The 25,541-nt window shown below is 50.5% G+C and carries 23 protein-coding genes; 20 read left to right on the forward strand and 3 right to left on the reverse strand.

All coding sequences use genetic code 11. From position 1 onward, the window contains the following. Window positions 1-61: 61 nt before the first annotated feature. Complete coding sequence (gene mreB / locus OGV74_RS09070; protein ID WP_000913396.1) at window positions 62-1,105, reverse strand: rod shape-determining protein MreB; 1,044 nt, start codon at window positions 1,103-1,105, stop codon at window positions 62-64. Between the two features lie 306 nt (window positions 1,106-1,411). Continuing rightward, window positions 1,412-3,352 carry an RNase E specificity factor CsrD gene (gene csrD, locus OGV74_RS09075; RefSeq protein ID WP_003025202.1) on the reverse strand — a complete coding sequence of 647 codons (1,941 nt, stop codon included), beginning with the start codon at window positions 3,350-3,352 and terminating at the stop codon, window positions 1,412-1,414. Between the two features lie 225 nt (window positions 3,353-3,577). Here csrD and acuI point away from each other — a divergent pair, with 225 nt between their 5' ends. The 13 genes from acuI to OGV74_RS09140 all read left to right on the forward strand — a co-directional run bounded on the left by acuI (window position 3,578) and on the right by OGV74_RS09140 (window position 14,893). Next, window positions 3,578-4,552: an acrylyl-CoA reductase (NADPH) gene (acuI, locus tag OGV74_RS09080; RefSeq protein WP_086504614.1), complete on the forward strand. Its 975-nt coding sequence runs from the start codon at window positions 3,578-3,580 to the stop codon at window positions 4,550-4,552. 119 nt (window positions 4,553-4,671) lie between these two features. Further along, a complete protein-coding gene (msrP, locus tag OGV74_RS09085; protein ID WP_057063161.1) occupies window positions 4,672-5,676 on the forward strand; it encodes a protein-methionine-sulfoxide reductase catalytic subunit MsrP in 1,005 nt (334 codons plus the stop codon). Next, complete coding sequence (gene msrQ / locus OGV74_RS09090; RefSeq protein ID WP_086504615.1) at window positions 5,677-6,276, forward strand: protein-methionine-sulfoxide reductase heme-binding subunit MsrQ; 600 nt, start codon at window positions 5,677-5,679, stop codon at window positions 6,274-6,276. Between the two features lie 392 nt (window positions 6,277-6,668). Beyond that, window positions 6,669-7,139: an acetyl-CoA carboxylase biotin carboxyl carrier protein gene (gene accB / locus OGV74_RS09095; RefSeq protein ID WP_003025210.1), complete on the forward strand. Its 471-nt coding sequence runs from the start codon at window positions 6,669-6,671 to the stop codon at window positions 7,137-7,139. A 10-nt stretch (window positions 7,140-7,149) separates the two neighbouring features. Further along, window positions 7,150-8,499, forward strand: a complete 1,350-nt coding sequence (gene accC / locus OGV74_RS09100) for an acetyl-CoA carboxylase biotin carboxylase subunit (protein WP_003025213.1) — start codon at window positions 7,150-7,152, stop codon at window positions 8,497-8,499. Between the two features lie 107 nt (window positions 8,500-8,606). Beyond that, a complete protein-coding gene (locus OGV74_RS09105) occupies window positions 8,607-8,849 on the forward strand; it encodes a YhdT family protein (RefSeq protein WP_003025216.1) in 243 nt (80 codons plus the stop codon). Further along, the gene (gene panF / locus OGV74_RS09110) at window positions 8,839-10,290 is read left to right on the forward strand and encodes a sodium/pantothenate symporter (RefSeq protein ID WP_048218739.1); all 1,452 of its coding nucleotides are present in this window, start codon (window positions 8,839-8,841) and stop codon (window positions 10,288-10,290) included. Before OGV74_RS09105 ends, panF begins: the two co-directional genes overlap by 11 nt. A gap of 11 nt (window positions 10,291-10,301) precedes the next feature. Then, window positions 10,302-11,183 carry a 50S ribosomal protein L11 methyltransferase gene (gene prmA, locus OGV74_RS09115; RefSeq protein WP_048218741.1) on the forward strand — a complete coding sequence of 294 codons (882 nt, stop codon included), beginning with the start codon at window positions 10,302-10,304 and terminating at the stop codon, window positions 11,181-11,183. 127 nt (window positions 11,184-11,310) lie between these two features. Continuing rightward, complete coding sequence (locus OGV74_RS09120; protein WP_086504616.1) at window positions 11,311-12,087, forward strand: carbonic anhydrase; 777 nt, start codon at window positions 11,311-11,313, stop codon at window positions 12,085-12,087. 298 nt (window positions 12,088-12,385) lie between these two features. Beyond that, entirely contained in the window at window positions 12,386-13,351 is a 966-nt protein-coding gene (dusB, locus tag OGV74_RS09125) for a tRNA dihydrouridine synthase DusB (protein ID WP_003025224.1), read from the forward strand. Between the two features lie 25 nt (window positions 13,352-13,376). Then, on the forward strand, window positions 13,377-13,673 hold the full coding sequence (gene fis, locus OGV74_RS09130) for a DNA-binding transcriptional regulator Fis (RefSeq protein WP_000462905.1): 297 nt from the start codon (window positions 13,377-13,379) through the stop codon (window positions 13,671-13,673). A gap of 88 nt (window positions 13,674-13,761) precedes the next feature. Then, a complete protein-coding gene (gene yhdJ / locus OGV74_RS09135; RefSeq protein ID WP_003844806.1) occupies window positions 13,762-14,646 on the forward strand; it encodes an adenine-specific DNA-methyltransferase in 885 nt (294 codons plus the stop codon). Between the two features lie 82 nt (window positions 14,647-14,728). Next, window positions 14,729-14,893 carry a DUF2556 family protein gene (locus OGV74_RS09140; protein ID WP_003025279.1) on the forward strand — a complete coding sequence of 55 codons (165 nt, stop codon included), beginning with the start codon at window positions 14,729-14,731 and terminating at the stop codon, window positions 14,891-14,893. Window positions 14,894-14,938: 45 nt separating this feature from the next. Here the strand turns inward: OGV74_RS09140 and envR are convergent, their stop codons facing one another. Continuing rightward, window positions 14,939-15,595 (reverse strand): acrEF/envCD operon transcriptional regulator, encoded by a 657-nt coding sequence (envR, locus tag OGV74_RS09145; RefSeq protein ID WP_086504617.1) that lies wholly within the window; start codon window positions 15,593-15,595, stop codon window positions 14,939-14,941. A 419-nt stretch (window positions 15,596-16,014) separates the two neighbouring features. On the opposite strand from envR, the gene OGV74_RS09150 reads away from it, so the two are divergent. The 7 genes from OGV74_RS09150 to OGV74_RS09180 all read left to right on the forward strand — a co-directional run bounded on the left by OGV74_RS09150 (window position 16,015) and on the right by OGV74_RS09180 (window position 25,408). After that, window positions 16,015-17,175, forward strand: coding sequence for an efflux RND transporter periplasmic adaptor subunit (locus OGV74_RS09150; protein WP_071697437.1), 1,161 nt, complete (start codon window positions 16,015-16,017; stop codon window positions 17,173-17,175). 11 nt (window positions 17,176-17,186) lie between these two features. Beyond that, window positions 17,187-20,300, forward strand: a complete 3,114-nt coding sequence (locus tag OGV74_RS09155) for an efflux RND transporter permease subunit (protein ID WP_257651784.1) — start codon at window positions 17,187-17,189, stop codon at window positions 20,298-20,300. 270 nt (window positions 20,301-20,570) lie between these two features. Further along, complete coding sequence (locus OGV74_RS09160; RefSeq protein ID WP_003025292.1) at window positions 20,571-20,792, forward strand: lipoprotein; 222 nt, start codon at window positions 20,571-20,573, stop codon at window positions 20,790-20,792. A 460-nt stretch (window positions 20,793-21,252) separates the two neighbouring features. Continuing rightward, a complete protein-coding gene (locus OGV74_RS09165) occupies window positions 21,253-22,278 on the forward strand; it encodes an amino acid ABC transporter substrate-binding protein (protein ID WP_003025295.1) in 1,026 nt (341 codons plus the stop codon). Between the two features lie 69 nt (window positions 22,279-22,347). Then, window positions 22,348-23,529, forward strand: coding sequence for an amino acid ABC transporter permease (locus OGV74_RS09170; protein WP_086504619.1), 1,182 nt, complete (start codon window positions 22,348-22,350; stop codon window positions 23,527-23,529). A gap of 9 nt (window positions 23,530-23,538) precedes the next feature. Continuing rightward, window positions 23,539-24,642 carry an amino acid ABC transporter permease gene (locus tag OGV74_RS09175; RefSeq protein ID WP_003025299.1) on the forward strand — a complete coding sequence of 368 codons (1,104 nt, stop codon included), beginning with the start codon at window positions 23,539-23,541 and terminating at the stop codon, window positions 24,640-24,642. A 7-nt stretch (window positions 24,643-24,649) separates the two neighbouring features. Further along, window positions 24,650-25,408, forward strand: coding sequence for an amino acid ABC transporter ATP-binding protein (locus tag OGV74_RS09180; RefSeq protein WP_003025300.1), 759 nt, complete (start codon window positions 24,650-24,652; stop codon window positions 25,406-25,408). The last annotated feature ends 133 nt before the right edge of the window (window positions 25,409-25,541 follow it).

The following is a 25,541-nucleotide window of genomic DNA, read 5'->3' on the forward strand; positions in this document are numbered from 1 at the left end:
ATGCGTATTCTCGTATCAGAGCGGAAGGGCAACCCGCGGGGGCTACCCAACCTGCATCCGATTACTCTTCGCTGAACAGGTCGCCGCCGTGCATGTCGATCATTTCCAGCGCCTTGCCGCCGCCGCGCGCCACGCAGGTCAGCGGATCTTCAGCAACAACAACTGGAATACCGGTTTCTTCCATTAACAGACGGTCAAGGTTACGCAGCAGCGCACCGCCACCGGTCAGCACCATACCGCGTTCGGAGATGTCAGACGCCAGTTCCGGCGGGCACTGTTCCAGTGCAACCATTACCGCGCTAACGATACCGGTCAGCGGTTCCTGCAGGGCTTCCAGAATCTCGTTGGAGTTCAGGGTAAAGCCGCGCGGAACGCCTTCAGCCAGGTTACGACCGCGAACTTCGATTTCGCGCACTTCGTCGCCCGGATAAGCGGAACCGATCTCGTGTTTAATACGTTCTGCGGTCGCTTCACCGATCAGAGAACCGTAGTTACGACGAACATAATTAATGATGGCTTCATCAAAGCGGTCGCCGCCAATACGAACAGAAGAGGAGTAAACCACGCCGTTCAGGGAGATAACGGCAACTTCAGTGGTACCACCACCGATATCAACAACCATTGAACCGGTTGCTTCAGAAACCGGCAGACCCGCACCGATCGCAGCCGCCATCGGCTCTTCGATCAGGAAGACTTCACGAGCACCTGCGCCCTGAGCTGATTCACGGATCGCACGGCGTTCAACCTGAGTTGCTCCAACCGGTACACACACCAGTACGCGCGGGCTTGGGCGCATGAAGCTATTGCTGTGCACTTGCTTGATAAAGTGCTGGAGCATTTTTTCAGTCACGAAGAAGTCAGCGATAACGCCGTCTTTCATTGGGCGAATTGCAGCGATATTGCCCGGCGTACGACCCAGCATCTGCTTCGCATCATGACCTACTGCAGCCACGCTTTTCGGCGAACCGGCACGATCCTGACGAATGGCCACAACAGAAGGCTCATTCAATACGATGCCTTGTCCTTTTACATAAATAAGGGTATTCGCGGTACCCAGGTCAATGGACAGGTCATTGGAAAACATGCCACGAAATTTTTTCAACATACTAAGGGATAATCCTGAAAGCTGGGGCGGAAAACAAAATCCGCTTACTTTACCAACCACACGCAGCAGCGACAAGGCGCAAAAATCATCTGCTACGGTGAAAATTAGTGCAGTTCGTTTCCTTTGTTACAAAACCGGCCTGAGTCCATCAGGGCTGAATAAATCAGCAGCACTCCTCGCTTTTGTTTGCAACCTGTCAAAGGTCATTCACCTGCATGTTTGCTGTTACAACCTGGCGAGCAGGCAAGCACACCCCCAGAAGGCACAGCGCGCGTTATTCTACGTGAAAACAAATTAAACGGCAGGTTAAACCGAGTATCTTTGCGAATATTTTTTCACGTTAGTGTCAAGTGGTTGTGATGCAGCAAAAAAATCCCCTTGCCCACCCGCAACTCCGCGTTCTGTCAGCGTATGCCACTCACTACGCGAACGTACGCCCGTAGCGTAAACCTGCGTGGGTGTTCCCGAACAGGCCTCCACCAGGCTTTGAACCAGAAGCTGATTTTCCGTTCGCTTATCAATGTTCCTCACCAGACTTGGATGCAGCTTCAATAACTCAACGTTAAGCTCTTTAATCCAACTGGTGCTCACCAGCGTTAACCCCGCCTGCGTAACGGCAATACGCACGCCCAGCGCATTCATCAATCTGATGACAGGCTGTAACCGGCTGATATGTTGACAGACATCTGCCTCAGCAAGTTCAATAATTATGCGTTTGCGTAATGATTTTTCGCACTGCATCAGCGTATCACGCAGCCAGCGCTGAAAACGTGGGCGAATAAGCGATTCAACCGTTATCTGCATCGCCAGATTTTCCTGCGGCCAGTAACCCAAAAGCAGGATCAGACGGCTTATCTGCAAACGGTCATACTCTTCAGCCAGGCCAAATTGAAGGACCATCGGCATATATTCCGCCGAAATGACCTCTTCGTTACCATCAAAAATACGGCACATCAGCTCCCGATGGTGCACTCGCCCTTCACGGGTTACTGCTGGCTTTTGATAAATTCTCGGCCCACCCCGGCTGAGCATCTGTTCGATCAGCGTTCGCCAGCGTACGTTGCCCCGACCTTTTTCCGGCAGCGAGTCATCATAGACCGACCAGCTATTTCCGCCCTGCAAAACCGAATTCCGCGTGGCTGCTTCAGCATGATCCATCACTTGCTCCGGCGACTGACCGCTGCGGCAAACGCAAATACCAATATGAACCATATCGGCACGATCGATCATTTTATTAGCCGGAAGTGCATCTACCGCTTTTAATAATTGCCCGGCAATGCTTTCCGCCTCTTTCAACGTGCGGTGTGGCAGCAGGATGGCAAAATCGCTACGGTGGTAACGCGCCAGCAACGCGCCCGGATAGCGCGTCATAAAAGTCGACAACAAATTGATCAGCGTCGAGATTTGTTCTTCCGCGAGGGTGATTCCCCAGCTATCGCGCAGCAGCGTAAAGTCCGGCAGGCGCACCATCATCACGACGCCATGCGAGCCTACTTTTTCCTGATCTTCCAGCAGCGTGGCCAGTTGGTTATCAAAGAACAGGCGGTTGCTTAGCCCAGTTTTTGTATCCTGCGCGACATAGGAACGAATCAGCGTATCCAGGCGGCTGCGTTGCTCGCGAGCATTTTGAATTTCAGTCAGCAGCATATCGAGCGCACTGCTGGTGCGCGCAGGCCATTCATAGACCGTTCCCCGCACGTTCGGTCCACGTTCGCCGTTCAGAATACGTGTGGAACGAATCTCCAGCAGCTCCTGACCCGAAAGCTGGCGCTGAAGCCAGCGCACAGACAAAAAGAGCATCAGAATAATGAAAGCAATGGCTATCGTGAGCGGTGCGGTGGTCAGTAGCGAATGGAAATAGTTACCCATCGGATCCTGATAAACCAGACGCAATGACATGCCCGGATGCTTGACCAACGGTACGGTGATCTCGCGGTAGAGATTGTTCGTCCCTGCCGGTCGGTAGCTACTGGTGCGCGAATGGTCATACACCACGTGTTCGCCCTGCAACAGTTCGATGCGCACGATATCAACAGAAACCATCAGCTCATCGATTTGCGGGGTTAACGCAACGACATCTCTGGAGACCAGATGCGTATCAATCGCCGTCGCGACCGCCTGCACGCGCGTGGTGAACTTATATTGAATAGCGTTATAGAAACTCAGCGAACAGCCGATCAGAGTCACGAAGATCGTTAACCCAGTAAGCAGCGTGACAAAAGCTGAAAATTTCGTCGTTAATCGCATCCTTGTGTTAACTCCGACAGTTATGAAACAGGCCTGAAAGTGATAAAGCGACCCAAAAATGCAAAACTGAACGCAAAATCCGTCCATTTATACATACAGTGTGGGCATACTACCAAATCAGGTATATCTGGCAATTTATTGCGCAGAATCGGCATCATGTTTTGATTAGCGAGTATAGTCTTCATTAATAATTTTCCAATCCACTATACGAATTGAGGACAGGTTATGCAGGCTTTGATCTTAGAACAGCAGGACGGAAAAACCCTCGCATCCGTTCAACCCCTCGACGAAAATCAGCTACCTGAAGGCGATGTTACGGTGGATATCCACTGGTCAAGCCTGAACTATAAAGATGCTCTGGCTATCACTGGCAAGGGTAAAATCATTCGTAATTTTCCGATGATTCCTGGTATCGATTTCGCCGGTACCGTACGTGCAAGCGAAGATCCCCGTTTTCATGCGGGTCAGGAAGTGTTGCTGACCGGCTGGGGCGTGGGTGAAAATCATTGGGGTGGACTGGCTGAGCGTGCACGCGTGAAAGGCGACTGGCTGGTTGCGCTGCCAAAAGGACTGGATGGACGTAAAGCCATGGTCATCGGTACCGCCGGCTTTACCGCTATGCTGTGCGTTATGGCGCTTGAAGATGCAGGTATTCGCCCGCAAGACGGTGAAATTGTCGTCACCGGCGCCAGCGGCGGCGTGGGCAGCACAGCCGTTGCGTTACTGCATAAGCTGGGTTATCAGGTTGCGGCGGTTTCGGGCCGTGAAAGCACCCACTACTACCTGAAAAGCCTGGGCGCTAACCGTATTCTTGGCCGCGATGAGTTTGCCGAGTCCCGTCCGCTGGAAAAACAGCTGTGGGCTGGCGCGGTGGATACCGTTGGCGACAAAGTTCTGGCAAAAGTTCTGGCGCAGATGAACTACGGTGGCTGCGTTGCCGCCTGCGGCCTGGCGGGTGGTTTCGCTCTGCCGACCACGGTGATGCCATTCATTCTGCGTAACGTTCGTTTGCAAGGAGTGGACTCGGTGATGACCCCGCCGGCACGCCGTGCAGAGGCCTGGGCGCGTCTGGTTAAGGATCTGCCGGAATCTTTCTATGCTCAGGCGGCAACGGAAATTACGCTGGCGGATGCACCGAAGTTCGCCGATGCCATCATCAATAACCAGGTGCAAGGCCGTACGCTGGTGAAGGTGAAGTAACAGGCCCTGGCGCAGAAATTTACACTTAATTAACCAAATTTCGCGGCACATCAACAGACTCCCTGCCATATTAACTACGCGTCCCCTGTCAGTTATGACGCGTAAGCCGGGAGTCTGTTATGAAGAAATTACGTCCATTTACAGAAGCCGACGTCACTGACGAGTCGGCTTTTTTTATGCAGCGTCGCCAGGTGCTGAAAGCACTAGGGATCAGCGCAGCCGCGTTGTCTTTACCCCACTCTGCTCAGGCTGACCTTCTGAGTTGGTTTAAGGGTAATGACCGCCCGCCCGCACCTGCAGGTAAGCCGCTTGATTTCAGTAAGCCCGCCGCCTGGCAAAATTCACTTCCTTTAACGCCTGCGGATAAGGTTTCTGGCTACAACAACTTCTACGAGTTCGGTCTCGATAAAGCGGATCCGGCAGCCAATGCAGGCAGCCTGAAAACCGATCCGTGGACGTTGCAAATCAGTGGCGAGGTGGCAAAACCACTCACCCTCGATCACGATTCGCTGACCGCCCGTTTCCCGCTGGAAGAACGGATTTATCGGATGCGCTGCGTGGAAGCCTGGTCAATGGTCGTGCCGTGGATCGGCTTTCCGTTACATAAACTGCTGGCGCAGGTTGAACCCACCAGCAACGCAAAGTATGTCGCGTTCGAAACGCTGTACGCACCGGATGAAATGCCAGGACAGAAAGATCGCTTTATTGGCGGCGGGCTAAAATATCCCTATGTTGAAGGACTGCGTCTGGATGAAGCAATGCACCCACTCACACTGCTTACTGTGGGGGTTTATGGTAAGGCCCTTCCGCCACAAAATGGCGCGCCCATTCGCTTAATTGTGCCGTGGAAATATGGATTTAAAGGTATTAAGTCGATCGTGAGTATCAAACTCACGCGCGAACGCCCTCCGACATCCTGGAATCTGGCCGCGCCCAATGAATACGGATTTTATGCCAACGTGAATCCGCATGTCGATCACCCCCGCTGGTCCCAGGCCACTGAGCGTTTTATAGGCGCAGGCGGTATCCTGGACGTACAGCGTCAGCCCACGCTGATGTTTAACGGCTATGCCGAAGAGGTTGCGTCACTGTATCGCGGACTCAATTTGCAGGAGAATTTTTAAGTGCGTCTGACCGCAAAGCTCATTATCGGGCTGAAAGTTTGCCTGCATCTTGCCGGTTTATTGCCGTTTGTCTGGCTATTTTGGGCGGTAAATCACGGCGGCCTGAGCGCCGATCCTGTCAAAGATATCCAGCACTTTACCGGTAGGACAGCTCTGAAATTCTTGCTGGCGACCTTGCTGGTCTCTCCACTCACGCGCTACGCTAAACAGCCATTATTGATACGCACACGTCGTCTGTTAGGGCTATGGTGTTTCGCCTGGGCAACGCTGCATTTAACCAGCTACGCATTACTGGAGCTGGGCATTAATAATCTGGCGTTATTAGGGCGGGAATTACTTACGCGACCTTATTTAACATTGGGCATTGCTAGCTGGGTCATATTATTCGCCCTCACCTTAACGTCTACGCAAGCTGCACAGAGAATGCTGGGTAAAAAATGGCAGTATCTGCACAACTTCGTCTATCTTGTGGCGATCCTGGCACCCATACATTATCTGTGGTCGGTAAAAATTATCTCCCCTCAACCGATTATTTATGCAGCGCTCGCGGCGGTGCTGTTAGCGTGCCGTTACAAGAAGTTTCGCCAGTGGTGGCGGTAGTTTCACGTTATGTGCAGTGCGTTGCAAAACACGGACGATCCGATTTTCTTTACATGTTAACGGTTGATTATCTTCCCTGATAAGACCAGTATTTAGCTGCCAATTGCTACGAAATAGTTATAATGTGCGACTTTGCTATCCCCGGTAGCGTTTTTAAAGCGCGGAAAGGGTGACAATCGCGTATTGAAGGTATATTTTGTCTTTTACCCGAAAATGGCAGAAGATAGCCGCACAATGACTAACAAGTCTGGCAATCTCATTTAATGGCAGCAGCACCCAGTGCAGCGCCTGAGATGCGTGGCATCTTGTCACTCACTGTTATAAAAATGCTATACAGACGGCGGTAAAACGCTTGTCACAATCTCACTAAACAAAGAGTACGGAACCCACTCATGGATATTCGTAAGATTAAAAAACTGATCGAGCTGGTTGAAGAATCAGGCATCTCCGAACTGGAAATTTCTGAAGGCGAAGAATCTGTACGCATCAGCCGTGCAGCGCCAGCTGCAAGTTTTCCGATGATGCAACAGGCTTATGCTGCACCAGTGATGCAGCAGCCAGCTCTGTCTAACGCTGTCGCACAAACTGCCTCTCCAAGTATGGAAGCTCCGGCAGCAGCGGAAATCAGTGGTCACATCGTACGCTCCCCAATGGTTGGTACGTTCTACCGCACCCCGAGCCCGGATGCGAAAGCGTTCATCGAAATCGGCCAGAAAGTGAATGCGGGCGATACCCTGTGCATCGTTGAAGCCATGAAAATGATGAACCAGATCGAAGCCGACAAATCCGGCGTAGTTAAAGCGATTCTGGTAGAAAGCGGTCAACCGGTAGAATTTGACGAGCCGCTGGTCGTCATCGAATAACGAGGCGAACATGTTGGATAAAATTGTTATCGCCAACCGCGGCGAGATTGCCTTGCGTATTCTTCGTGCCTGTAAAGAACTGGGCATCAAGACTGTCGCGGTGCATTCAAGCGCGGATCGCGATTTAAAACACGTATTGCTGGCGGATGAGACGGTCTGTATTGGCCCGGCAGCATCCGTAAAAAGCTATCTGAACATCCCGGCTATCATTAGCGCTGCTGAAATCACCGGCGCGGTGGCAATTCACCCGGGTTATGGCTTCCTCTCTGAAAACGCCAACTTTGCTGAACAGGTAGAACGTTCCGGCTTTATCTTCATCGGCCCGAAAGCCGACACCATCCGCCTGATGGGTGACAAAGTGTCCGCAATCACCGCGATGAAGAAAGCAGGTGTACCAACAGTCCCAGGCTCTGACGGCCCGCTGGGTGATGACATGGACGCTAACCGCGCTCATGCTAAACGCATCGGTTATCCGGTTATCATCAAAGCCTCCGGCGGCGGCGGCGGTCGCGGTATGCGCGTCGTGCGCAGCGATGCCGAACTGGCACAATCCATCTCCATGACCAAAGCGGAAGCGAAAGCGGCTTTCAACAACGACATGGTTTACATGGAGAAGTACCTGGAAAACCCACGCCACATTGAGATTCAGGTGCTGGCAGACGGTCAGGGTAACGCAATTTATCTGGCAGAGCGTGACTGCTCCATGCAGCGTCGTCACCAGAAAGTTGTCGAAGAAGCACCAGCACCGGGCATTACTCCGGAACTGCGTCGCTACATCGGCGAGCGTTGCGCCAAAGCCTGTGTTGATATCGGCTATCGCGGGGCGGGTACTTTCGAGTTCCTGTTCGAAAACGGCGAGTTCTACTTCATTGAGATGAACACCCGTATTCAGGTTGAACACCCGGTAACCGAAATGATCACCGGCGTTGACCTGATCAAAGAGCAACTGCGCATCGCAGCGGGTCAACCGCTGTCCATCAAGCAGGACGAAGTTGTGGTTAAAGGCCATGCGGTAGAATGCCGTATCAATGCCGAAGACCCGAACACCTTCCTGCCAAGCCCGGGTAAAATCACGCGTTTCCACGCGCCGGGTGGTTTTGGTGTGCGTTGGGAGTCTCATATTTACGCAGGCTACACCGTACCTCCGTACTATGACTCAATGATCGGTAAGCTGATCTGCTATGGCGAAAACCGCGACGTCGCTATCGCCCGTATGAAAAACGCCTTGCAGGAACTGATCATCGACGGTATCAAAACCAACGTTGACCTGCAGATCCGTATCATGAATGACGAGCACTTCCAGCACGGTGGAACCAATATCCACTATCTGGAGAAAAAACTCGGACTTCAGGAAAAGTAAGCGTGCGTTAACCAAAAAGGCCGGAAATTCCGGCCTTTTGTTTTTCTCCCCTCCCGCACGTGCCATAAGGTACAATCCCCGCTTTCTTTATCCACAAGGGACAAAAAATGGACGCTCGTTTTGTTCAGGCCCATAAAGAGGCGCGCTGGGCGCTGTGGCTAACCCTTTTATATCTGGTTACATGGTTAGTGACCGCTTACTTACCTGATTCAACGCTGGGTTTTACCGGCTTACCGCACTGGTTCGAAATGGCCTGCCTGCTAACGCCGCTGGTTTTCATCGTGCTGTGCTGGGCGATGGTGAAGTTTATCTATCGCGACATTTCGTTGGAGGATGACGATGCAGCTTGAAGTTATTTTACCGCTGGTCGCCTATCTTCTGGTGGTCTTCGGTCTTTCTGTTTACGCCATGCGTAAGAGAGTGACCGGTACCTTCCTGAATGAATATTTCCTTGGCAGCCGTTCCATGGGCGGGGTCGTGTTAGCGATGACGCTAACGGCAACCTACATTAGCGCCAGCTCGTTTATTGGCGGTCCTGGCGCCGCTTACAAATACGGACTGGGATGGGTGCTGCTGGCGATGATCCAGTTGCCTGCCGTCTGGCTCTCATTGGGGATTCTTGGTAAGAAATTCGCGATTCTGGCGCGTCGTTATAATGCTGTTACCCTCAACGATATGCTGTTTGCGCGCTACCAGAGCCGCCTGCTGGTGTGGCTGGCGAGTCTCAGCCTGCTGGTCGCGTTTGTCGGAGCAATGACCGTACAGTTTATTGGCGGCGCACGTCTGCTTGAAACCGCAGCGGGCATTCCTTACGAAACTGGATTGCTGATTTTTGGCGTCAGTATCGCATTGTATACGGCGTTCGGCGGATTTCGCGCCAGTGTACTGAACGATACCATGCAGGGTATGGTGATGCTGATTGGAACTATCGTTTTGCTGGTCGGCGTCGTCCATGCTGCCGGTGGCCTTAGCAATGCGGTGGTAACCCTGCAGACTATCGATCCTAAACTGGTCTCGCCGCAGGGCGCTGATGACATTTTGTCACCCACGTTTATGACCTCATTCTGGGTGCTGGTATGCTTTGGCGTGATTGGCCTGCCGCATACGGCGGTACGCTGCATCTCTTATAAAGACAGTAAAGCGGTACACCGCGGCATTATCATCGGCACCATAGTAGTGGCGATCCTGATGTTTGGTATGCATCTGGCGGGTGCTCTGGGACGGGCGGTAATCCCTGACCTGACGGTACCAGATCTGGTTATCCCTACGCTGATGGTCAAAGTCTTGCCGCCGGTCGCTGCCGGGATTTTCCTCGCGGCCCCAATGGCTGCGATCATGTCGACGATCAATGCCCAATTGCTGCAAAGTTCCGCTACGATCATTAAGGATCTGTACCTGAACCTTCGCCCGGAACAGCTGGAAAACGAAACCCGGCTGAAGCGCATGTCAGCCGTGATTACCCTGCTGCTCGGCGCGTTACTGCTGCTGGCAGCCTGGAAACCGCCTGAGATGATTATCTGGCTTAACCTGCTGGCGTTTGGCGGGCTGGAAGCCGTCTTCCTGTGGCCGCTGGTGCTGGGCCTGTACTGGGAGCGAGCAAACGCGGCTGGCGCATTGAGCGCGATGATTGTCGGCGGCGTGCTTTATGCCGTACTAGCGACCTTTAACGTTCAGTACCTGGGCTTCCATCCAATTGTGCCTTCGTTACTGATTAGCTTGCTGGCTTTCCTGATCGGCAACCGTTTCGGTTCCACCGTTCCGCAAGCCGCCATATTGACTACTGATAAATAAAGAGTTTTGCCATGCCATGGATCCAACTAAAACTGAACACGACCGGTGCCAACGCTGAAGAGTTAAGCGATGCGTTGATGGAAGCGGGCTCCGTTTCTATTACTTTCCAGGATACGCATGATACGCCGGTATTTGAGCCTCTGCCGGGCGAGACTCGCCTGTGGGGTGATACCGACGTTATCGGCTTGTTCGATGCAGAAACCGACATGAAAGAAGTCGTTGCCATCCTGGAGCAGCATCCGCTGTTGGGTGAAGGCTTCGCACATAAAATCGAACAGCTTGAAGACAAAGACTGGGAACGCGAATGGATGGATAATTTCCATCCGATGCGCTTTGGCGAGCGTCTGTGGATTTGCCCGAGCTGGCGCGATGTCCCGGATGAGAATGCTGTCAACGTGATGCTGGACCCGGGTCTGGCGTTTGGTACAGGCACGCACCCCACCACTTCCCTGTGCCTGCAATGGCTGGACGGTCTCGATCTTAACGGTAAAACGGTTATCGACTTTGGCTGCGGCTCCGGTATTCTCGCCATTGCAGCACTGAAGCTAGGTGCGGCGAAAGCCATTGGCGTGGATATCGATCCGCAAGCGATTCAGGCCAGCCGTGATAACGCCCAGCGTAATGGTGTTTCTGAGCGTCTGGAGCTTTATCTACCGAAAGACCAGCCACAAGCGATGAAAGCCGACGTGGTGGTCGCCAACATCCTTGCTGGCCCATTACGTGAACTGGCGCCGTTAATCAGCGTACTGCCCGTTGAGGGTGGTCTACTGGGGCTTTCTGGTATTCTTGCCAGCCAAGCGGAAAGCGTCTGTGAAGCCTATGCCGATCTCTTTACGCTCGATCCGGTTATCGAGAAAGAAGAGTGGTGCCGCATTACCGGTCAGAAAAAATAATCCCTTCCGGCGTGGTTATCTGACCACGCCATTTTCAGACAATAGACCAGCATACCGACACTGTCCTCAGCGATATAATAATCAATTGATTTTGTTAATTTTTATATTGTTTTCGTTGAGTGTACGTATGCATTTCTATCGTTTTACAACAACTTTACTAACAGCATGCTTGATGCCCCTGACAACGCTTGCCGCATCATGGGGATATATCGGAGAGACCGGCCCTGCACGGTGGGGAGAAATCAGCAAAGCGTATGCAACGTGCCAGACAGGCATAAACCAATCCCCTATAGACATCCAGACCACCACAACCAGTAAACTCGGTCTTCCCGCGCTCAACATGCAGTACTTCGATGGCCCAACTAGATTTCGGAGCATTAACCATACGTTGCAGGCAACGATGAGTAGCTATACATCTAATTCCATTGAAATTGATGAAACGCTTTATTATTTAAAACAATTTGATTTTCACGCCCCGAATGAACATACCCTCAACGGTAAAACCTATCCGCTGGAGCTGCAGTTAGTCCACAAAAACCAACACGGAGACATCGCCATCGTAGCGGTCATGTTTGATGTCGATGAACCTAACCAGGCGATTCAAAATTTGTGGGAGTCCTTTCCAGCCATGGAAGACAGCAGTATGCCCATCTTCTCACCAGTTAATATCAATCAGCTTTTACCCGACAATAAAACCTACTGGCGCTACCGTGGTTCGCTAACAACGCCTCCCTGCACCGAAGGCGTTACCTGGGCTGTCCTGAAAACGCCTGTTGCTCTTTCAGCCGAACAGTTGGATAAATTTCACTACACTGTTGGGCCTGCAAACAATCGCCCGCTGCAGCCGTTGAATGAACGCAAGATTACGGAAAGCTATTCTGGGGATACCGAGATCCTGTACTAAAATGAGGTAGCGATCACACAATGGCGAGGTAATTTGCTGATTAATTCAGCAGAATATCTTGTCAGTACCTTCTGCAGCTGAAGAAAAAATGAGAAGTTACGCAAAATTATATGTGTATATAAAATAGACACATTTTTATAATGCAATGATTTATATGATTAAATATTTTCATGCGTTCACATTTACGGCAATTCATTGATCCACCTCAGTGGATTGGTCAAAGTTTGGCCTTTCATCTCGTGCGAAAAATGCGTAATATACGCCGCCTTGCAGTCACAGTATGGTCATTTCTTAACTCATGCGCATCGGACAATACCAGCTCAGAAATCGCCTGATCGCAGCACCTATGGCTGGCATCACTGACAGACCATTCAGGACGCTGTGCTATGAGATGGGAGCAGGATTGACGGTATCCGAGATGATGTCTTCTAACCCGCAGGTTTGGGAAAGTGACAAGTCTCGTTTACGGATGGTGCACGTTGATGAGCCAGGAATTCGCACGGTGCAAATTGCCGGTAGCGACCCTGTTGAGATGGCCGATGCCGCACGTATTAACGTGGAAAGCGGCGCCCAGATTATTGATATCAATATGGGGTGTCCGGCTAAAAAAGTGAATCGCAAGCTCGCAGGTTCAGCCCTCTTGCAGTACCCGGATTTAGTGAAGTCGATACTAACCGAGGTCGTCAATGCAGTGGACGTTCCTGTCACACTCAAGATTCGCACCGGCTGGGCTCCGGAACACCGTAACTGCGTAGAGATTGCCCAACTGGCTGAAGATTGTGGCATTCAGGCTCTGACCATTCATGGACGCACCCGCGCCTGTTTGTTCAATGGAGATGCTGAGTACGACAGTATTCGGGCAGTTAAGCAGAAAGTTTCCATTCCGATTATCGCGAATGGCGACATTACTGACCCGCATAAAGCCAGAGCTGTACTCGACTATACGGGGGCGGATGCCCTGATGATAGGACGTGCAGCTCAGGGAAGACCCTGGATCTTTCGGGAAATCCAGCATTATCTGGACACTGGGGAGCTGCTGCCCCCGCTGCCTCTGGCAGAGGTGAAGCGCTTGCTTTGTGCGCACGTTCGGGAACTGCACGACTTTTATGGTCAGGCAAAAGGGTACCGAATTGCGCGTAAACACGTATCCTGGTATCTCCAGGAACACGCTCCGGATGACCAGTTTCGGCGCACATTCAACGCCATTGAAGATTCCAGCGAACAGCTGGCGGCGTTGGAGGCATACTTCGAAAATTTTGCGTAAACAGAAATAAAGAGCTGACAGAACTATGTTCGAACAACGCGTAAATTCTGACGTACTGACCGTTTCTACCGTTAACTCTCAGGACCAGGTAACTCAAAAGCCCCTGCGTGACTCGGTTAAACAGGCACTGAAGAACTATTTTGCTCAATTGAATGGTCAGGATGTTAACGATCTCTATGAGCTGGTACTGGCTGAAGTAGAACAGCCCCTGTTGGACATGGTGATGCAATACACCCGCGGTAACCAGACCCGTGCTGCCCTGATGATGGGCATCAACCGTGGTACGCTGCGTAAAAAACTGAAAAAATACGGCATGAACTGATACTAATCAGTTAAATGTTTGTTTTAAAAGGCGCTACTCGGCATGGGGAAGCGCCTTTTTTATTAACTTCACACGGGAGGCTTTGGCGATGAACGCAAGATGTGAACCTGTCTATTTTGGCGATGAATCTAAAAAGATAATCCTGGGTGATGCACTGACCGAACTGAAAAAACTGCCTTCTGAAAGCGTCGATCTCATTTTTGCCGATCCACCTTATAACATCGGTAAAGATTTTGACGGGATGGTGGAGTCCTGGGATGAAGAGGCTTTTCTGGCGTGGCTGTTTGAGTGCATTGACGAGTGCCATCGCATTCTCAAACCGCACGGCACCATGTACATCATGAACAGTACGGAGAATATGCCGTATATTGACCTCAAATGCCGCCAGCTCTTTACTATCAAGAGCCGTATCGTGTGGTCATACGATAGCTCAGGGGTACAGGCTAAAAATTACTTTGGTTCGATGTATGAACCGATCCTGATGATGGTAAAAGATCAGAAAAACTACACATTTAATCGTGACGATATTCTGGTTGAAGCCAAAACCGGGGCTCAACGCGCGCTAATAGACTACAGAAAAAATCCACCACAGCCATACAATCAGAAAAAAGTGCCGGGAAATGTCTGGGAGTTCCCACGCGTTCGCTATCTGATGGACGAATACGAAAACCACCCCACCCAGAAACCCAAAGCCCTCCTGGAGCGTATAATTCTGGCATCCTCGAACCCAGATGACAGGGTACTGGATCCGTTTGCCGGCAGCTTCACCACCGGTGCCACCGCCGTGGAATTGGGTCGCAAGTTTGTCGGGATTGAGATCAATGTTGAATACGTAAAAATGGGGCTCAGAAGACTGAGTATCGGTTCTCATTTTTCAGAAATTGAGCTTGCCAAGGTGAAAAAACGTAAGACAAAAAACCTGTCTAAAAAGAGTCGATTGACGGCAAAGAGCGGCGATCTTTCAACAAAGTAAAGGCATTGTAAGTCTGCTTTTCAGGTTACAGATTTCGTGTATATTCCCTGCACGCTTGGGCATGAATACACAGGGTTTGGTAATGATTCGTAAGTATTGGTGGCTGGTTGTTTTTGCAGTATTCGTTTTTCTTTTTGATGCGCTGCTCATCCAATGGATAGAGCTGATGACAACAGAGCACGATAAGTGCCGGAATATGAACTCAGTGAATCCCCTTAAGCTGGTCAACTGCGTCGACCTCGAATAGCGCCACCAACCCCACTTCAGCAGCCGTCAGGCCTGGCGGCTAAAACTACCCCACCTGACTCTCACTCTGCGCTAATTGCCTTACGCTACCATCTGGGCTTAACATTTTTAATACATTATCAACTAATACTGGCGCTTGTTTATAAAGATCATAACTCATTGGATTAATGAGCCAGTTTTTAACAATGCCACTAAAACTCCCATGAAGAATAATTATTATAACGTCTAAATCAAGGTTGGTTGCGATAAGTCCGTCATCCATACATTTCTGCAAGGCAATGCGCATACCCTGATGATTGATACCAATTTTTTCACGAATAGCCTGTTCCGATATCATATCGTTATGGAATTCACATTTATGATATAAAATCTGCATTAATGCCTGCTGGCGAGGATTCTGCGCAATATATTGCAAACCCACAACTAACTTTTCACGCAGTCGCTGTAAAGGATTATCTCCCCAACGGCCAATAAGCTGGTCCTGAATAAGATCGCGCAATGGCGGTTGTTGTAACCATAGTTCATTAAACAATTGCGTCTTGTTTTCAAAATGCCAATACAGCGCCCCCCGCGTCACACTGGCGGCATCTGCAATGTCGTTTAGCGTCGTATTGCTTACGCCACGTGCGGCAAACTGTACAATCGCTGTTTCTATCAGGTGCTGCCGCGTTTTGAGGGCATCAGCTTTCGTTTTTCTGGCCATGGTTTCAGCTGTCTGAGGTAAGGGTAAGGTAGAGAATGATTAACTTTCTTATCTAATATTTGCGGTATGGAACAAATGTATCACTTAGCATTTATTTAAACGAGCCCTAAAGAATATTATTACTGACTTTGCACACGAATAAACAAAACAAATACCAACAATCAATATATTCACAAACCAAATACTTATTTCAATTTGTGTTTATACGCATCATAGCATTGCTATTAACACCACAATGAAACAGCAGTCGATTAATCTATTTTTGCTTTTACGTGCCGTGAATCGCACCCATAAATAAGTATTGCTTACATCGCTAGCTAATAATTTGTAGGATAGCCAACTATTATTTTCTCTTGTGCGCGTTATCGCCCCTGCGTTACCCGGTTAATAACGAGCGTTCGGTTTTTTAAGGAATTGAAATGACGAAAAATGCCAGGTTTTCACTCCTGCCCTCATTCATCATCGTCTCCGCTGCATTACTCGCCGGTTGTAACGATCAGGGAGAAACACAAGCTCATCCCGCAGAACCGCAGGTGACTGTCCATGTCGTCGAAAAGGCTCCTTTAGCCGTAACGACCGAATTACCCGGGCGCACAACGGCATTCCGAATTGCAGAAGTCCGTCCCCAGGTCAGCGGGATAGTGCTTAAACGGAATTTCACTGAGGGAAGCGATATTGACGCCGGACAGTCGCTTTATCAGATCGATCCCGCGACTTACCAGGCCGACTATGACAGCGCCAAAGGTGAACTGGCGAAGAGTGAAGCGGCGGCTGCAATCGCGCATTTAACGGTAAAACGCTATGTGCCATTGGTTGGCACCAAGTACATCAGCCAGCAAGAGTACGATCAGGCAATTGCTGATGCTCGTCAGGCCGATGCCTCCGTGATCGCGGCAAAAGCGGCGGTCGAAAGCGCGCGTATCAATCTTGCCTACACAAAAGTGACATCGCCGATTAGCGGACGCATCGGTAAATCTAACGTCACCGAGGGCGCATTAGTCACGAATGGCCAGGCTACAGAGCTTGCTACCGTTCAACAGCTCGATCCCATTTACGTCGACGTAACACAGTCCAGTAACGACTTTATGCGCCTCAAACAGTCTGTTGAACAAGGGAATCTGCATAAAGACAGCGCCAGCAGTACAGTCGAACTGGTGATGGAAAATGGTAAGTCATACCCACTAAAAGGCTCTTTGCAGTTTTCTGATGTGACGGTTGATGAAAGCACCGGATCAATCACCCTCAGAGCCGTGTTCCCTAACCCACAGCATACGCTGTTGCCGGGCATGTTTGTGCGCGCACGCATTGATGAAGGTGTTCAGCCAAATGCCATTCTCGTTCCGCAGCAGGGGGTAACGCGTACGCCTCGCGGCGATGCCACCGTAATGGTCGTCAATGACAAGAGTCAGGTTGAGTCTCGAGCAGTCGTTGCCGCACAAGCCATTGGCGACAAATGGCTTATCAGCGAAGGCCTGCAACCGGGTGACAAAGTTATCGTGAGCGGCTTACAGAAAGCACGTCCAGGCGTTCAGGTTAAAGCAACCGCCGATACCGAAACTCCTGCCACGAAAGCCCAATAAGGTAACCGGACATGGCTAACTTTTTTATCAGGCGTCCTATCTTTGCCTGGGTACTGGCTATCATTCTGATGATGGCGGGCGCTCTGGCAATCATGCAACTGCCCGTGGCACAGTACCCGACCATTGCGCCTCCTGCGGTCGCCATTTCTGCCACCTATCCTGGTGCAGATGCGCAGACGGTTCAGGATACAGTCACACAGGTTATCGAACAGAATATGAATGGTATCGATAACCTGATGTATATGTCCTCCACCAGCGACTCAGCCGGGAGTGTGACTATTACGCTGACTTTCCAGTCCGGTACCGATCCCGATATCGCGCAAGTACAGGTGCAAAATAAACTGCAGCTCGCCACTCCCTTACTGCCGCAAGAAGTTCAGCAGCAAGGGATCAGCGTCGAGAAATCGAGTAGCAGCTTTTTGATGGTCGCGGGTTTTGTTTCTGACAACCCCCAAACCACACAGGATGACATTTCCGACTACGTCGCTTCGAACGTTAAAGACTCAATCAGCCGTCTGAATGGCGTGGGTGACGTGCAGCTGTTTGGTGCACAGTACGCCATGCGCATCTGGCTGGATGCAAACTTATTGAACAAATATCAGCTCACGCCAGTTGATGTGATCAATCAGTTGAAGGTACAGAACGATCAGATTGCCGCAGGTCAGTTAGGGGGGACGCCTGCATTACCTAACCAGCAGTTGAACGCCTCTATCATTGCGCAAACGCGACTGAAAGACCCTGAAGAGTTCGGGAAAGTGACTTTACGCGTGAACAGCGATGGTTCGGTTGTTCACCTGAAAGACGTCGCGCGTATCGAGTTGGGTGGGGAAAACTACAACGTCGTGGCGCGTATTAACGGTAAGCCTGCATCCGGCCTTGGGATCAAGCTGGCAACCGGGGCAAACGCGCTGGATACCGCGAACGCTATCAAAGCCAAGCTGGTTGAACTGCAACCATTCTTCCCGCAGGGAATGAAGGTGGTCTACCCGTACGACACGACGCCGTTTGTGACCATCTCCATTCATGAAGTGGTAAAAACGCTGTTTGAAGCGATCGTGCTGGTGTTCCTGGTCATGTATTTGTTCCTGCAAAACATCCGGGCAACGCTCATTCCAACCATCGCTGTCCCCGTCGTATTGTTGGGCACATTCGCCGTACTTGCCGCGTTTGGCTACTCGATAAACACCCTGACGATGTTCGGCATGGTGCTCGCCATCGGTCTATTGGTCGATGATGCGATAGTGGTGGTGGAAAACGTGGAACGCGTGATGATGGAAGATAATCTGCCGCCTAAAGAGGCGACGGAAAAGTCCATGTCACAAATACAGGGAGCACTGGTTGGTATTGCCATGGTGCTGTCTGCGGTATTTATCCCGATGGCCTTCTTTGGCGGTTCAACTGGGGCTATCTATCGGCAGTTCTCCATTACCATCGTTTCCGCCATGGCGCTTTCTGTACTGGTAGCGCTGATCCTGACTCCTGCGCTTTGTGCAACGTTGTTGAAGCCGGTATCGGCTGAACATCACGAGAAAAAAAGCGGTTTCTTTGGCTGGTTTAATGCCAAATTCGATCACAGCGTCAATCACTATACCAATAGCGTCAGCGGTATTGTGCGTAAAACAGGGCGTTACCTTATCGTCTATCTGATCATCGTGATCGGAATGGCGGTTCTGTTTATGCGCCTGCCGACCTCCTTCCTGCCAGAGGAGGATCAGGGTGTGTTTATGACAATGATTCAACTTCCGGCAGGAGCTACGCAAGAGCGCACCCAGAAAGTACTGGATCAGGTTACTCAGTACTACCTGACCAATGAGAAAGCTAACGTCGAAAGCGTCTTCACGGTTAACGGTTTTAGCTTCAGCGGTCAGGGGCAAAACTCAGGTCTGGCATTCGTTAGCCTCAAGCCCTGGAATGAACGTAGCGGCGAGGAAAATAGTGTTGAAGCGGTCATTGCACGCGCCACACGCGCGTTCAGCCAGATCCGCGATGGGTTAGTCTTCCCCTTCAATATGCCCGCTATTGTTGAACTGGGTACCGCAACCGGCTTCGATTTTGAGCTGATCGATCAGGGCGGTCTGGGGCATACGGCGTTGACGCAAGCGCGTAACCAACTACTGGGAATGGTGGCTAAACACCCCGATCTGTTGGTTCGCGTTCGTCCTAACGGACTGGAAGATACTCCGCAGTTTAAGCTGGATGTTGATCAGGAGAAAGCACAGGCACTGGGGGTATCGCTGTCGGATATCAACGAAACTATCTCCGCATCACTGGGCGGCTATTACGTCAATGACTTTATTGACCGCGGTCGTGTGAAAAAAGTATACGTTCAGGGGGATGCAAAATACCGCATGCTGCCAGCGGACATCAATAATCTGTATATCCGCAGCTCCAATGGCGAAATGGTTCCGTTCTCTGCGTTCAGTGCATCACATTGGATTTATGGTTCACCGCGACTGGAACGTTACAACGGTATGCCATCCATGGAAATACTGGGCGAAGCGGCACCAGGGCGAAGCACTGGTGAAGCAATGGCGCTGATGGAAAGTCTGGCGGAAAAACTGCCGAATGGTATTGGTCATGACTGGACGGGTATGTCTTATCAGGAAAGGCTGTCGGGTAACCAGGCGCCTGCGCTGTATGCCATCTCGTTAATCGTAGTATTCCTTTGCCTTGCCGCATTGTATGAAAGCTGGTCTATTCCGTTCTCGGTGATGCTGGTTGTACCGCTCGGTGTTGTAGGCGCATTGTTAGCAGCATCACTGCGCGGGATGAATAACGATGTTTATTTCCAGGTTGGCTTACTAACCACTATCGGCCTCTCGGCTAAGAACGCCATCCTGATCGTCGAGTTTGCCAAAGACCTGATGGATAAAGAAGGCAAGGGGTTGATTGAAGCGACGCTGGAGGCATCGCGTATGCGTCTTCGTCCTATCCTGATGACATCCCTGGCCTTTATTCTGGGGGTTATGCCTCTGGTTATCAGTCACGGAGCAGGTAGTGGTGCACAGAATGCGGTCGGTACAGGTGTTATGGGAGGAATGCTGACCGCAACATTGTTGGCTATCTTCTTCGTCCCCGTCTTCTTTGTTGTCGTGAGACGGCGTTTTAGTCGGCACAACGATTAATTTGTAAAATAAAGGCGTCTACGGACGCCTTTTTTACCTACGATGCTCCTCTTTATTTATTAGTAAGATAGCCATTTATTTCATTTAAACTATCCCTCTAAACTCGCCTACGACCTTTCTTTTTATCCATTATTTTTACAATCCACATGAATTGAGATTATTCCTCATGTCAGTCCTTTTTTAAGAAGTGGTAAAATAATCACCGAGTTCGCAGATGGCTTAGCGTTTGTCTTTGCTTAATTAGCGAAACGCTTATTTTGAGGTAACACCATGAAAAGATTAATATCCGTTGCATTGCTTACCGCATTCCTGGCTGGCTGTGCACACGATTCTCCTTGCGTACCTGTATACGACGATCAGGGGCGCCTGGTTCATACCAATACCTGTATGAAAGGCACTACCCAGGATAACTGGGAAACAGCCGGAGCCATCGCCGGTGGTGCTGCAGCCGTTGCCGGACTGACACTTGGGATTGTCGCCCTGACCAAATAAATCATCTCAAAAGCGCGGTTATTACCGCGCTTTGAGCACTAAGCATAAAATCTACATATAAGACAAAACGTTGCTTAATAGCGACTGACATATAATAAAATTATTATAGATTTCCCTCACACATCCACGATTTAAAATTAGCATTTTTTCTGTTTTTCGTTACACCACAGTTTCTTTTCATTATTCTCACGCCATTAATATTAACGCCAGAAATCGTTATCACGCGTCCTGTCTGATTTTTAAATTTTTTGCGCCGAAATGTGGCTTACGTTTCAATTTTGCACCACTTCAGGGCGCTACATTTATTTTTTCCTGTCTACACTCTGCATATTGCGTCGAATAATCAGGCGCAAAAAACTGGCACTACCTTTGCTTAAAAGAGTATGGCCAAAGCCACAGACAGGTAAAAGACGTTTTCAGAACGTTTCCATAACAATAATTCCTCCACACAGGATGCTCTATGAAAAAGATGATAATCGCCAGCCTGGCTGCGGCCGGCGTGCTGCTTGCTGTTGCAAATCAGGCGCATGCCGGCGCAACACTTGATGCCGTAAAGAAAAAAGGGTTTGTGCAATGTGGGATCAGCGACGGCTTGCCTGGCTTTTCTTATGCCGATGCAAGCGGCAAGTTCTCGGGTATTGATGTTGATGTATGTCGTGGCGTTGCCTCCGCCGTATTTGGCGATGATAGCAAAGTAAAATATACCCCGCTCACCGCCAAGGAACGCTTTACTGCATTACAGTCTGGTGAAGTCGACATGCTCTCTCGTAATACCACGTGGACCTCCTCTCGTGATGCCGGTATGGGTATGTCCTTCACTGGCGTAACGTATTATGACGGCATTGGTTTTCTTACCCACAATAAAGCAGGTCTGAAGAGCGCTAAAGAGCTGGATGGCGCAACGGTCTGTATTCAGGCGGGAACCGATACCGAACTGAACGTGGCCGACTACTTTAAAGCCAACAATATGAAGTACACCCCCGTCACCTTTGACCGCTCGGATGAATCAGCCAAAGCTCTGGAATCTGGACGTTGCGATACGCTGGCTTCCGACCAGTCTCAGTTGTATGCCCTACGCATCAAGCTGAGCAATCCTGCGGAGTGGATCGTCCTGCCAGAAGTTATTTCTAAAGAACCACTGGGACCTGTCGTACGTCGTGGGGACGATGAGTGGTTCTCCATTGTTCGCTGGACGCTGTTCGCCATGCTGAATGCGGAAGAAATGGGTGTTAACTCGAAAAACGTCGATGAAAAAGCGGCTAATCCAGCAACTCCGGATATGGCTCACCTGTTGGGTAAAGAAGGGGATTATGGCAAGGATCTGAAGCTTGATAACAAATGGGCCTACAACATTATCAAGCAGGTTGGTAACTATTCGGAGATCTTTGAACGTAACGTTGGATCGGAAAGTCCGCTGAAGATCAAACGTGGACAGAACAACCTCTGGAATAACGGTGGCATCCAATATGCGCCACCGGTGCGCTAATGCGTAGTGATGTAACGGGCGCCGCAACTGCGGCGCTCAGCCCAGAGTCATAGTTACTGAGGTTTTCTTATGTTCCATCGCCGCTCAACCGTAAAAGGATCGTTATCCTTTTCTAACCCTGCGGTCCGCGCCTGGTTATTTCAAATACTCGCCGTCATTGCGGTTATCAGCATTGCGGTCTATCTCATTCATAACACGATAAATAACCTGAACAATAGCGGTATTACCTCGGGGTTTTCTTTTCTCGATCGCAGTGCCGGATTTGGTATTGTCCAGCATCTGATTGATTACGAGCAAGGCGATACGTATGGTCGTGTCTTTGTGGTCGGCCTGCTCAATACGCTATTAGTTTCTGCATTATGTATTGTTTTCGCATCAATTCTCGGTTTCTTTCTCGGACTGGCACGCCTGTCAGATAACTGGTTATTGCGAAAACTCTCGACGATCTACATCGAAACGTTCCGCAATATACCGCCGCTGCTGCAGATCTTCTTCTGGTATTTCGCTGTATTACGTAACCTGCCCGGCCCACGCCAGGCTGTTAACGCACTGGATTTGATGTTCCTGAGTAACCGGGGGCTCTATATACCAGCCCCGCAAATGGGAGAAGGTTTTTTTGCCTTTTGCACCGCTGTCGTTATCGCTATCGTCGTCACCATCGGATTATTTCGCTTCAACAGAATGCATCAGACCAAAACCGGCCAGCTACGTCGGACCTGGCCCATGGCTCTGGCGTTGATCGTACTTTTACCGGTGATTTCACAGTGGATGTTTGGCGCTGCGCTTCACTGGGACATTCCCGCGCTTCGTGGTTTTAACTTCCGTGGCGGTATGGTGCTTATTCCCGAACTGGCGGCACTGACTCTGGCGCTTTCGGTGTACACCTCGGCATTTATTGCAGAAATTATTCGGGCGGGAATTCAGGCCGTTCCTTATGGCCAACATGAAGCGGCACGCTCGCTGGGTCTGCCAAATCCGGTGACGCTACGCCAGGTAATCATCCCACAGGCGCTACGCGTCATCATTCCCCCTCTGACCAGCCAGTACCTGAATATCGTCAAGAACTCTTCTCTTGCGGCCGCCATTGGCTATCCGGACATGGTTTCACTGTTTGCCGGCACGGTACTCAATCAAACAGGGCAAGCCATTGAAACGATCGCCATCACTATGTCGGTATACCTGATCATTAGTCTGAGTATTTCTTTGCTGATGAATATTTATAACCGCCGTATTGCACTGATTGAGCGCTAAGGAGCCATGATGACAAAAGCCCTGCTGTCTCACCCCTCACGCCAGCGCAGTAATCCGGCAAGCCGCAGCCTACTCTGGGTACGTAAAAACCTGTTCTCCAGTTGGTCAAATAGCCTGCTTACCCTACTATGCATATGGCTGATTTGGTCATTTCTTCCGCCGCTGTTGAACTGGGTATTCTTTCAGGCCAACTGGGTAGGTTCAACCCGAGCAGACTGCACCAAAGCCGGAGCCTGCTGGGTGTTCATTCATGAACGCTTTGGGCAATTCATGTATGGACTTTATCCCCACGATCAGCGCTGGCGTGTAAATCTGGCCCTGATAATTGGTTTGCTGTCTATCGTTCCCATGTTCTTGAAAACAATCCCGCATCGTGGCCGCTATATCGCCGTCTGGGCCGTCGTTTATCCAGTGGTGGTTTGGTGGCTGATGTACGGGGGTTTTTTCGGGCTGGAGCGCGTAGAAACCCGGCAGTGGGGTGGATTAACACTGACGCTAATTATCGCATCCGTGGGGATTGCAGGCGCGCTTCCATGGGGCATTTTACTGGCGCTGGGACGTCGTTCCCATATGCCAGTCGTGCGGGTTTTATCCGTCATTTTCATTGAGTTCTGGCGCGGTGTGCCGTTGATTACCGTTCTGTTTATGTCCTCGGTCATGCTTCCTCTGTTTATGTCCGAAGGAACCAGTATCGACAAGCTTATCCGGGCCCTGGTCGGCGTTATTCTTTTCCAGTCGGCCTATGTCGCAGAAGTGGTTCGCGGAGGGTTACAAGCCCTACCAAAAGGTCAGTATGAAGCCGCTGAATCACTGGCGTTAGGATACTGGAAAACTCAGGGGCTGGTCATTCTTCCGCAAGCCCTCAAACTGGTTATCCCTGGCCTGGTTAACACGATTATCGCCCTGTTCAAGGATACCAGTCTGGTCATTATCATCGGTCTGTTTGATCTCTTCAGTAGCGTGCAGCAGGCAACTGTGGACCCTGCGTGGCTGGGTATGTCGACAGAAGGATATGTTTTCGCTGCACTGATTTACTGGATCTTCTGTTTCAGTATGTCGCGTTACAGCCAACATCTGGAAAAACGTTTTAACACCGGGCGTACACCGCACTGAGGAATTTATGAGCCAATTATTAATGCCGTCTACCGACGCGATGATTACGCTGGAAAACGTCAACAAATGGTACGGACAGTTTCACGTCTTGAAAAACATCAACCTGAAGGTAAAACAGGGAGAGCGCATCGTATTATGCGGGCCTTCCGGTTCGGGTAAATCGACAACTATCCGCTGTATTAACCATCTGGAAGAGCATCAGCAAGGACGCATTGTGGTGGATGGGATTGAACTCAATGAAGACATCCGCAATATTGAGCGCGTCCGACAAGAAGTTGGCATGGTCTTTCAGCACTTTAATCTCTTTCCTCATTTAACTGTCCTGCAAAACTGCACACTGGCGCCTATCTGGGTGCAAAAGATGCCGAAAAAAGAGGCTGAAGTACTGGCAATGCACTACCTCGAGCGGGTCCGCATTGCCGAACATGCGCATAAATATCCCGGGCAAATCTCTGGTGGACAACAACAGCGCGTGGCCATTGCACGCTCGCTGTGTATGAAACCCAAAATCATGTTATTTGATGAACCCACATCAGCGTTGGATCCTGAAATGGTAAAAGAAGTACTGGATACCATGATAGGTCTGGCACAATCGGGCATGACCATGCTATGTGTAACCCATGAAATGGGCTTTGCCCGCACAGTAGCTGACCGGGTGATCTTTATGGATCTTGGCGAGATTGTGGAACAGGCACCACCGGATGAGTTTTTTGCTCACCCCAAATCTGAACGCACACGCGCCTTCTTGTCGCAGGTTATCCATTAAATTTCAACGAACTGAAAGCAAAAAGGCCACCCTAATGGATGGCCTTTTTGCTGATTTGATGCCTGGCAGTTTATGGCGGGCGTCCTGCCCGCCACCCTCCGGGCCGTTGCTGCGCAACGTTCAAATCCGCTCC

Source organism: Citrobacter sp. Cf116, assembly GCF_030336505.1.
Taxonomy (GTDB): domain Bacteria; phylum Pseudomonadota; class Gammaproteobacteria; order Enterobacterales; family Enterobacteriaceae; genus Citrobacter; species Citrobacter freundii.

Coding starts and splice junctions, on each gene's coding strand:
- acuI (WP_086504614.1), top strand. CDS start 3,578: ATGCAGGCTTTGATCTTAGAACAGCAGGACGGAAAAACCCTCGCATCC.
- envR (WP_086504617.1), bottom strand. CDS start 15,595: ATGGCCAGAAAAACGAAAGCTGATGCCCTCAAAACGCGGCAGCACCTG.
- OGV74_RS09150 (WP_071697437.1), top strand. CDS start 16,015: ATGACGAAAAATGCCAGGTTTTCACTCCTGCCCTCATTCATCATCGTC.
- mreB (WP_000913396.1), bottom strand. CDS start 1,105: ATGTTGAAAAAATTTCGTGGCATGTTTTCCAATGACCTGTCCATTGAC.
- dusB (WP_003025224.1), top strand. CDS start 12,386: ATGCGCATCGGACAATACCAGCTCAGAAATCGCCTGATCGCAGCACCT.
- OGV74_RS09160 (WP_003025292.1), top strand. CDS start 20,571: ATGAAAAGATTAATATCCGTTGCATTGCTTACCGCATTCCTGGCTGGC.
- OGV74_RS09175 (WP_003025299.1), top strand. CDS start 23,539: ATGACAAAAGCCCTGCTGTCTCACCCCTCACGCCAGCGCAGTAATCCG.
- csrD (WP_003025202.1), bottom strand. CDS start 3,352: ATGCGATTAACGACGAAATTTTCAGCTTTTGTCACGCTGCTTACTGGG.
- OGV74_RS09170 (WP_086504619.1), top strand. CDS start 22,348: ATGTTCCATCGCCGCTCAACCGTAAAAGGATCGTTATCCTTTTCTAAC.
- panF (WP_048218739.1), top strand. CDS start 8,839: ATGCAGCTTGAAGTTATTTTACCGCTGGTCGCCTATCTTCTGGTGGTC.
- OGV74_RS09155 (WP_257651784.1), top strand. CDS start 17,187: ATGGCTAACTTTTTTATCAGGCGTCCTATCTTTGCCTGGGTACTGGCT.
- OGV74_RS09180 (WP_003025300.1), top strand. CDS start 24,650: ATGAGCCAATTATTAATGCCGTCTACCGACGCGATGATTACGCTGGAA.
- accB (WP_003025210.1), top strand. CDS start 6,669: ATGGATATTCGTAAGATTAAAAAACTGATCGAGCTGGTTGAAGAATCA.
- accC (WP_003025213.1), top strand. CDS start 7,150: ATGTTGGATAAAATTGTTATCGCCAACCGCGGCGAGATTGCCTTGCGT.
- fis (WP_000462905.1), top strand. CDS start 13,377: ATGTTCGAACAACGCGTAAATTCTGACGTACTGACCGTTTCTACCGTT.
- OGV74_RS09140 (WP_003025279.1), top strand. CDS start 14,729: ATGATTCGTAAGTATTGGTGGCTGGTTGTTTTTGCAGTATTCGTTTTT.
- OGV74_RS09120 (WP_086504616.1), top strand. CDS start 11,311: ATGCATTTCTATCGTTTTACAACAACTTTACTAACAGCATGCTTGATG.
- prmA (WP_048218741.1), top strand. CDS start 10,302: ATGCCATGGATCCAACTAAAACTGAACACGACCGGTGCCAACGCTGAA.
- OGV74_RS09105 (WP_003025216.1), top strand. CDS start 8,607: ATGGACGCTCGTTTTGTTCAGGCCCATAAAGAGGCGCGCTGGGCGCTG.
- OGV74_RS09165 (WP_003025295.1), top strand. CDS start 21,253: ATGAAAAAGATGATAATCGCCAGCCTGGCTGCGGCCGGCGTGCTGCTT.
- msrP (WP_057063161.1), top strand. CDS start 4,672: ATGAAGAAATTACGTCCATTTACAGAAGCCGACGTCACTGACGAGTCG.
- yhdJ (WP_003844806.1), top strand. CDS start 13,762: ATGAACGCAAGATGTGAACCTGTCTATTTTGGCGATGAATCTAAAAAG.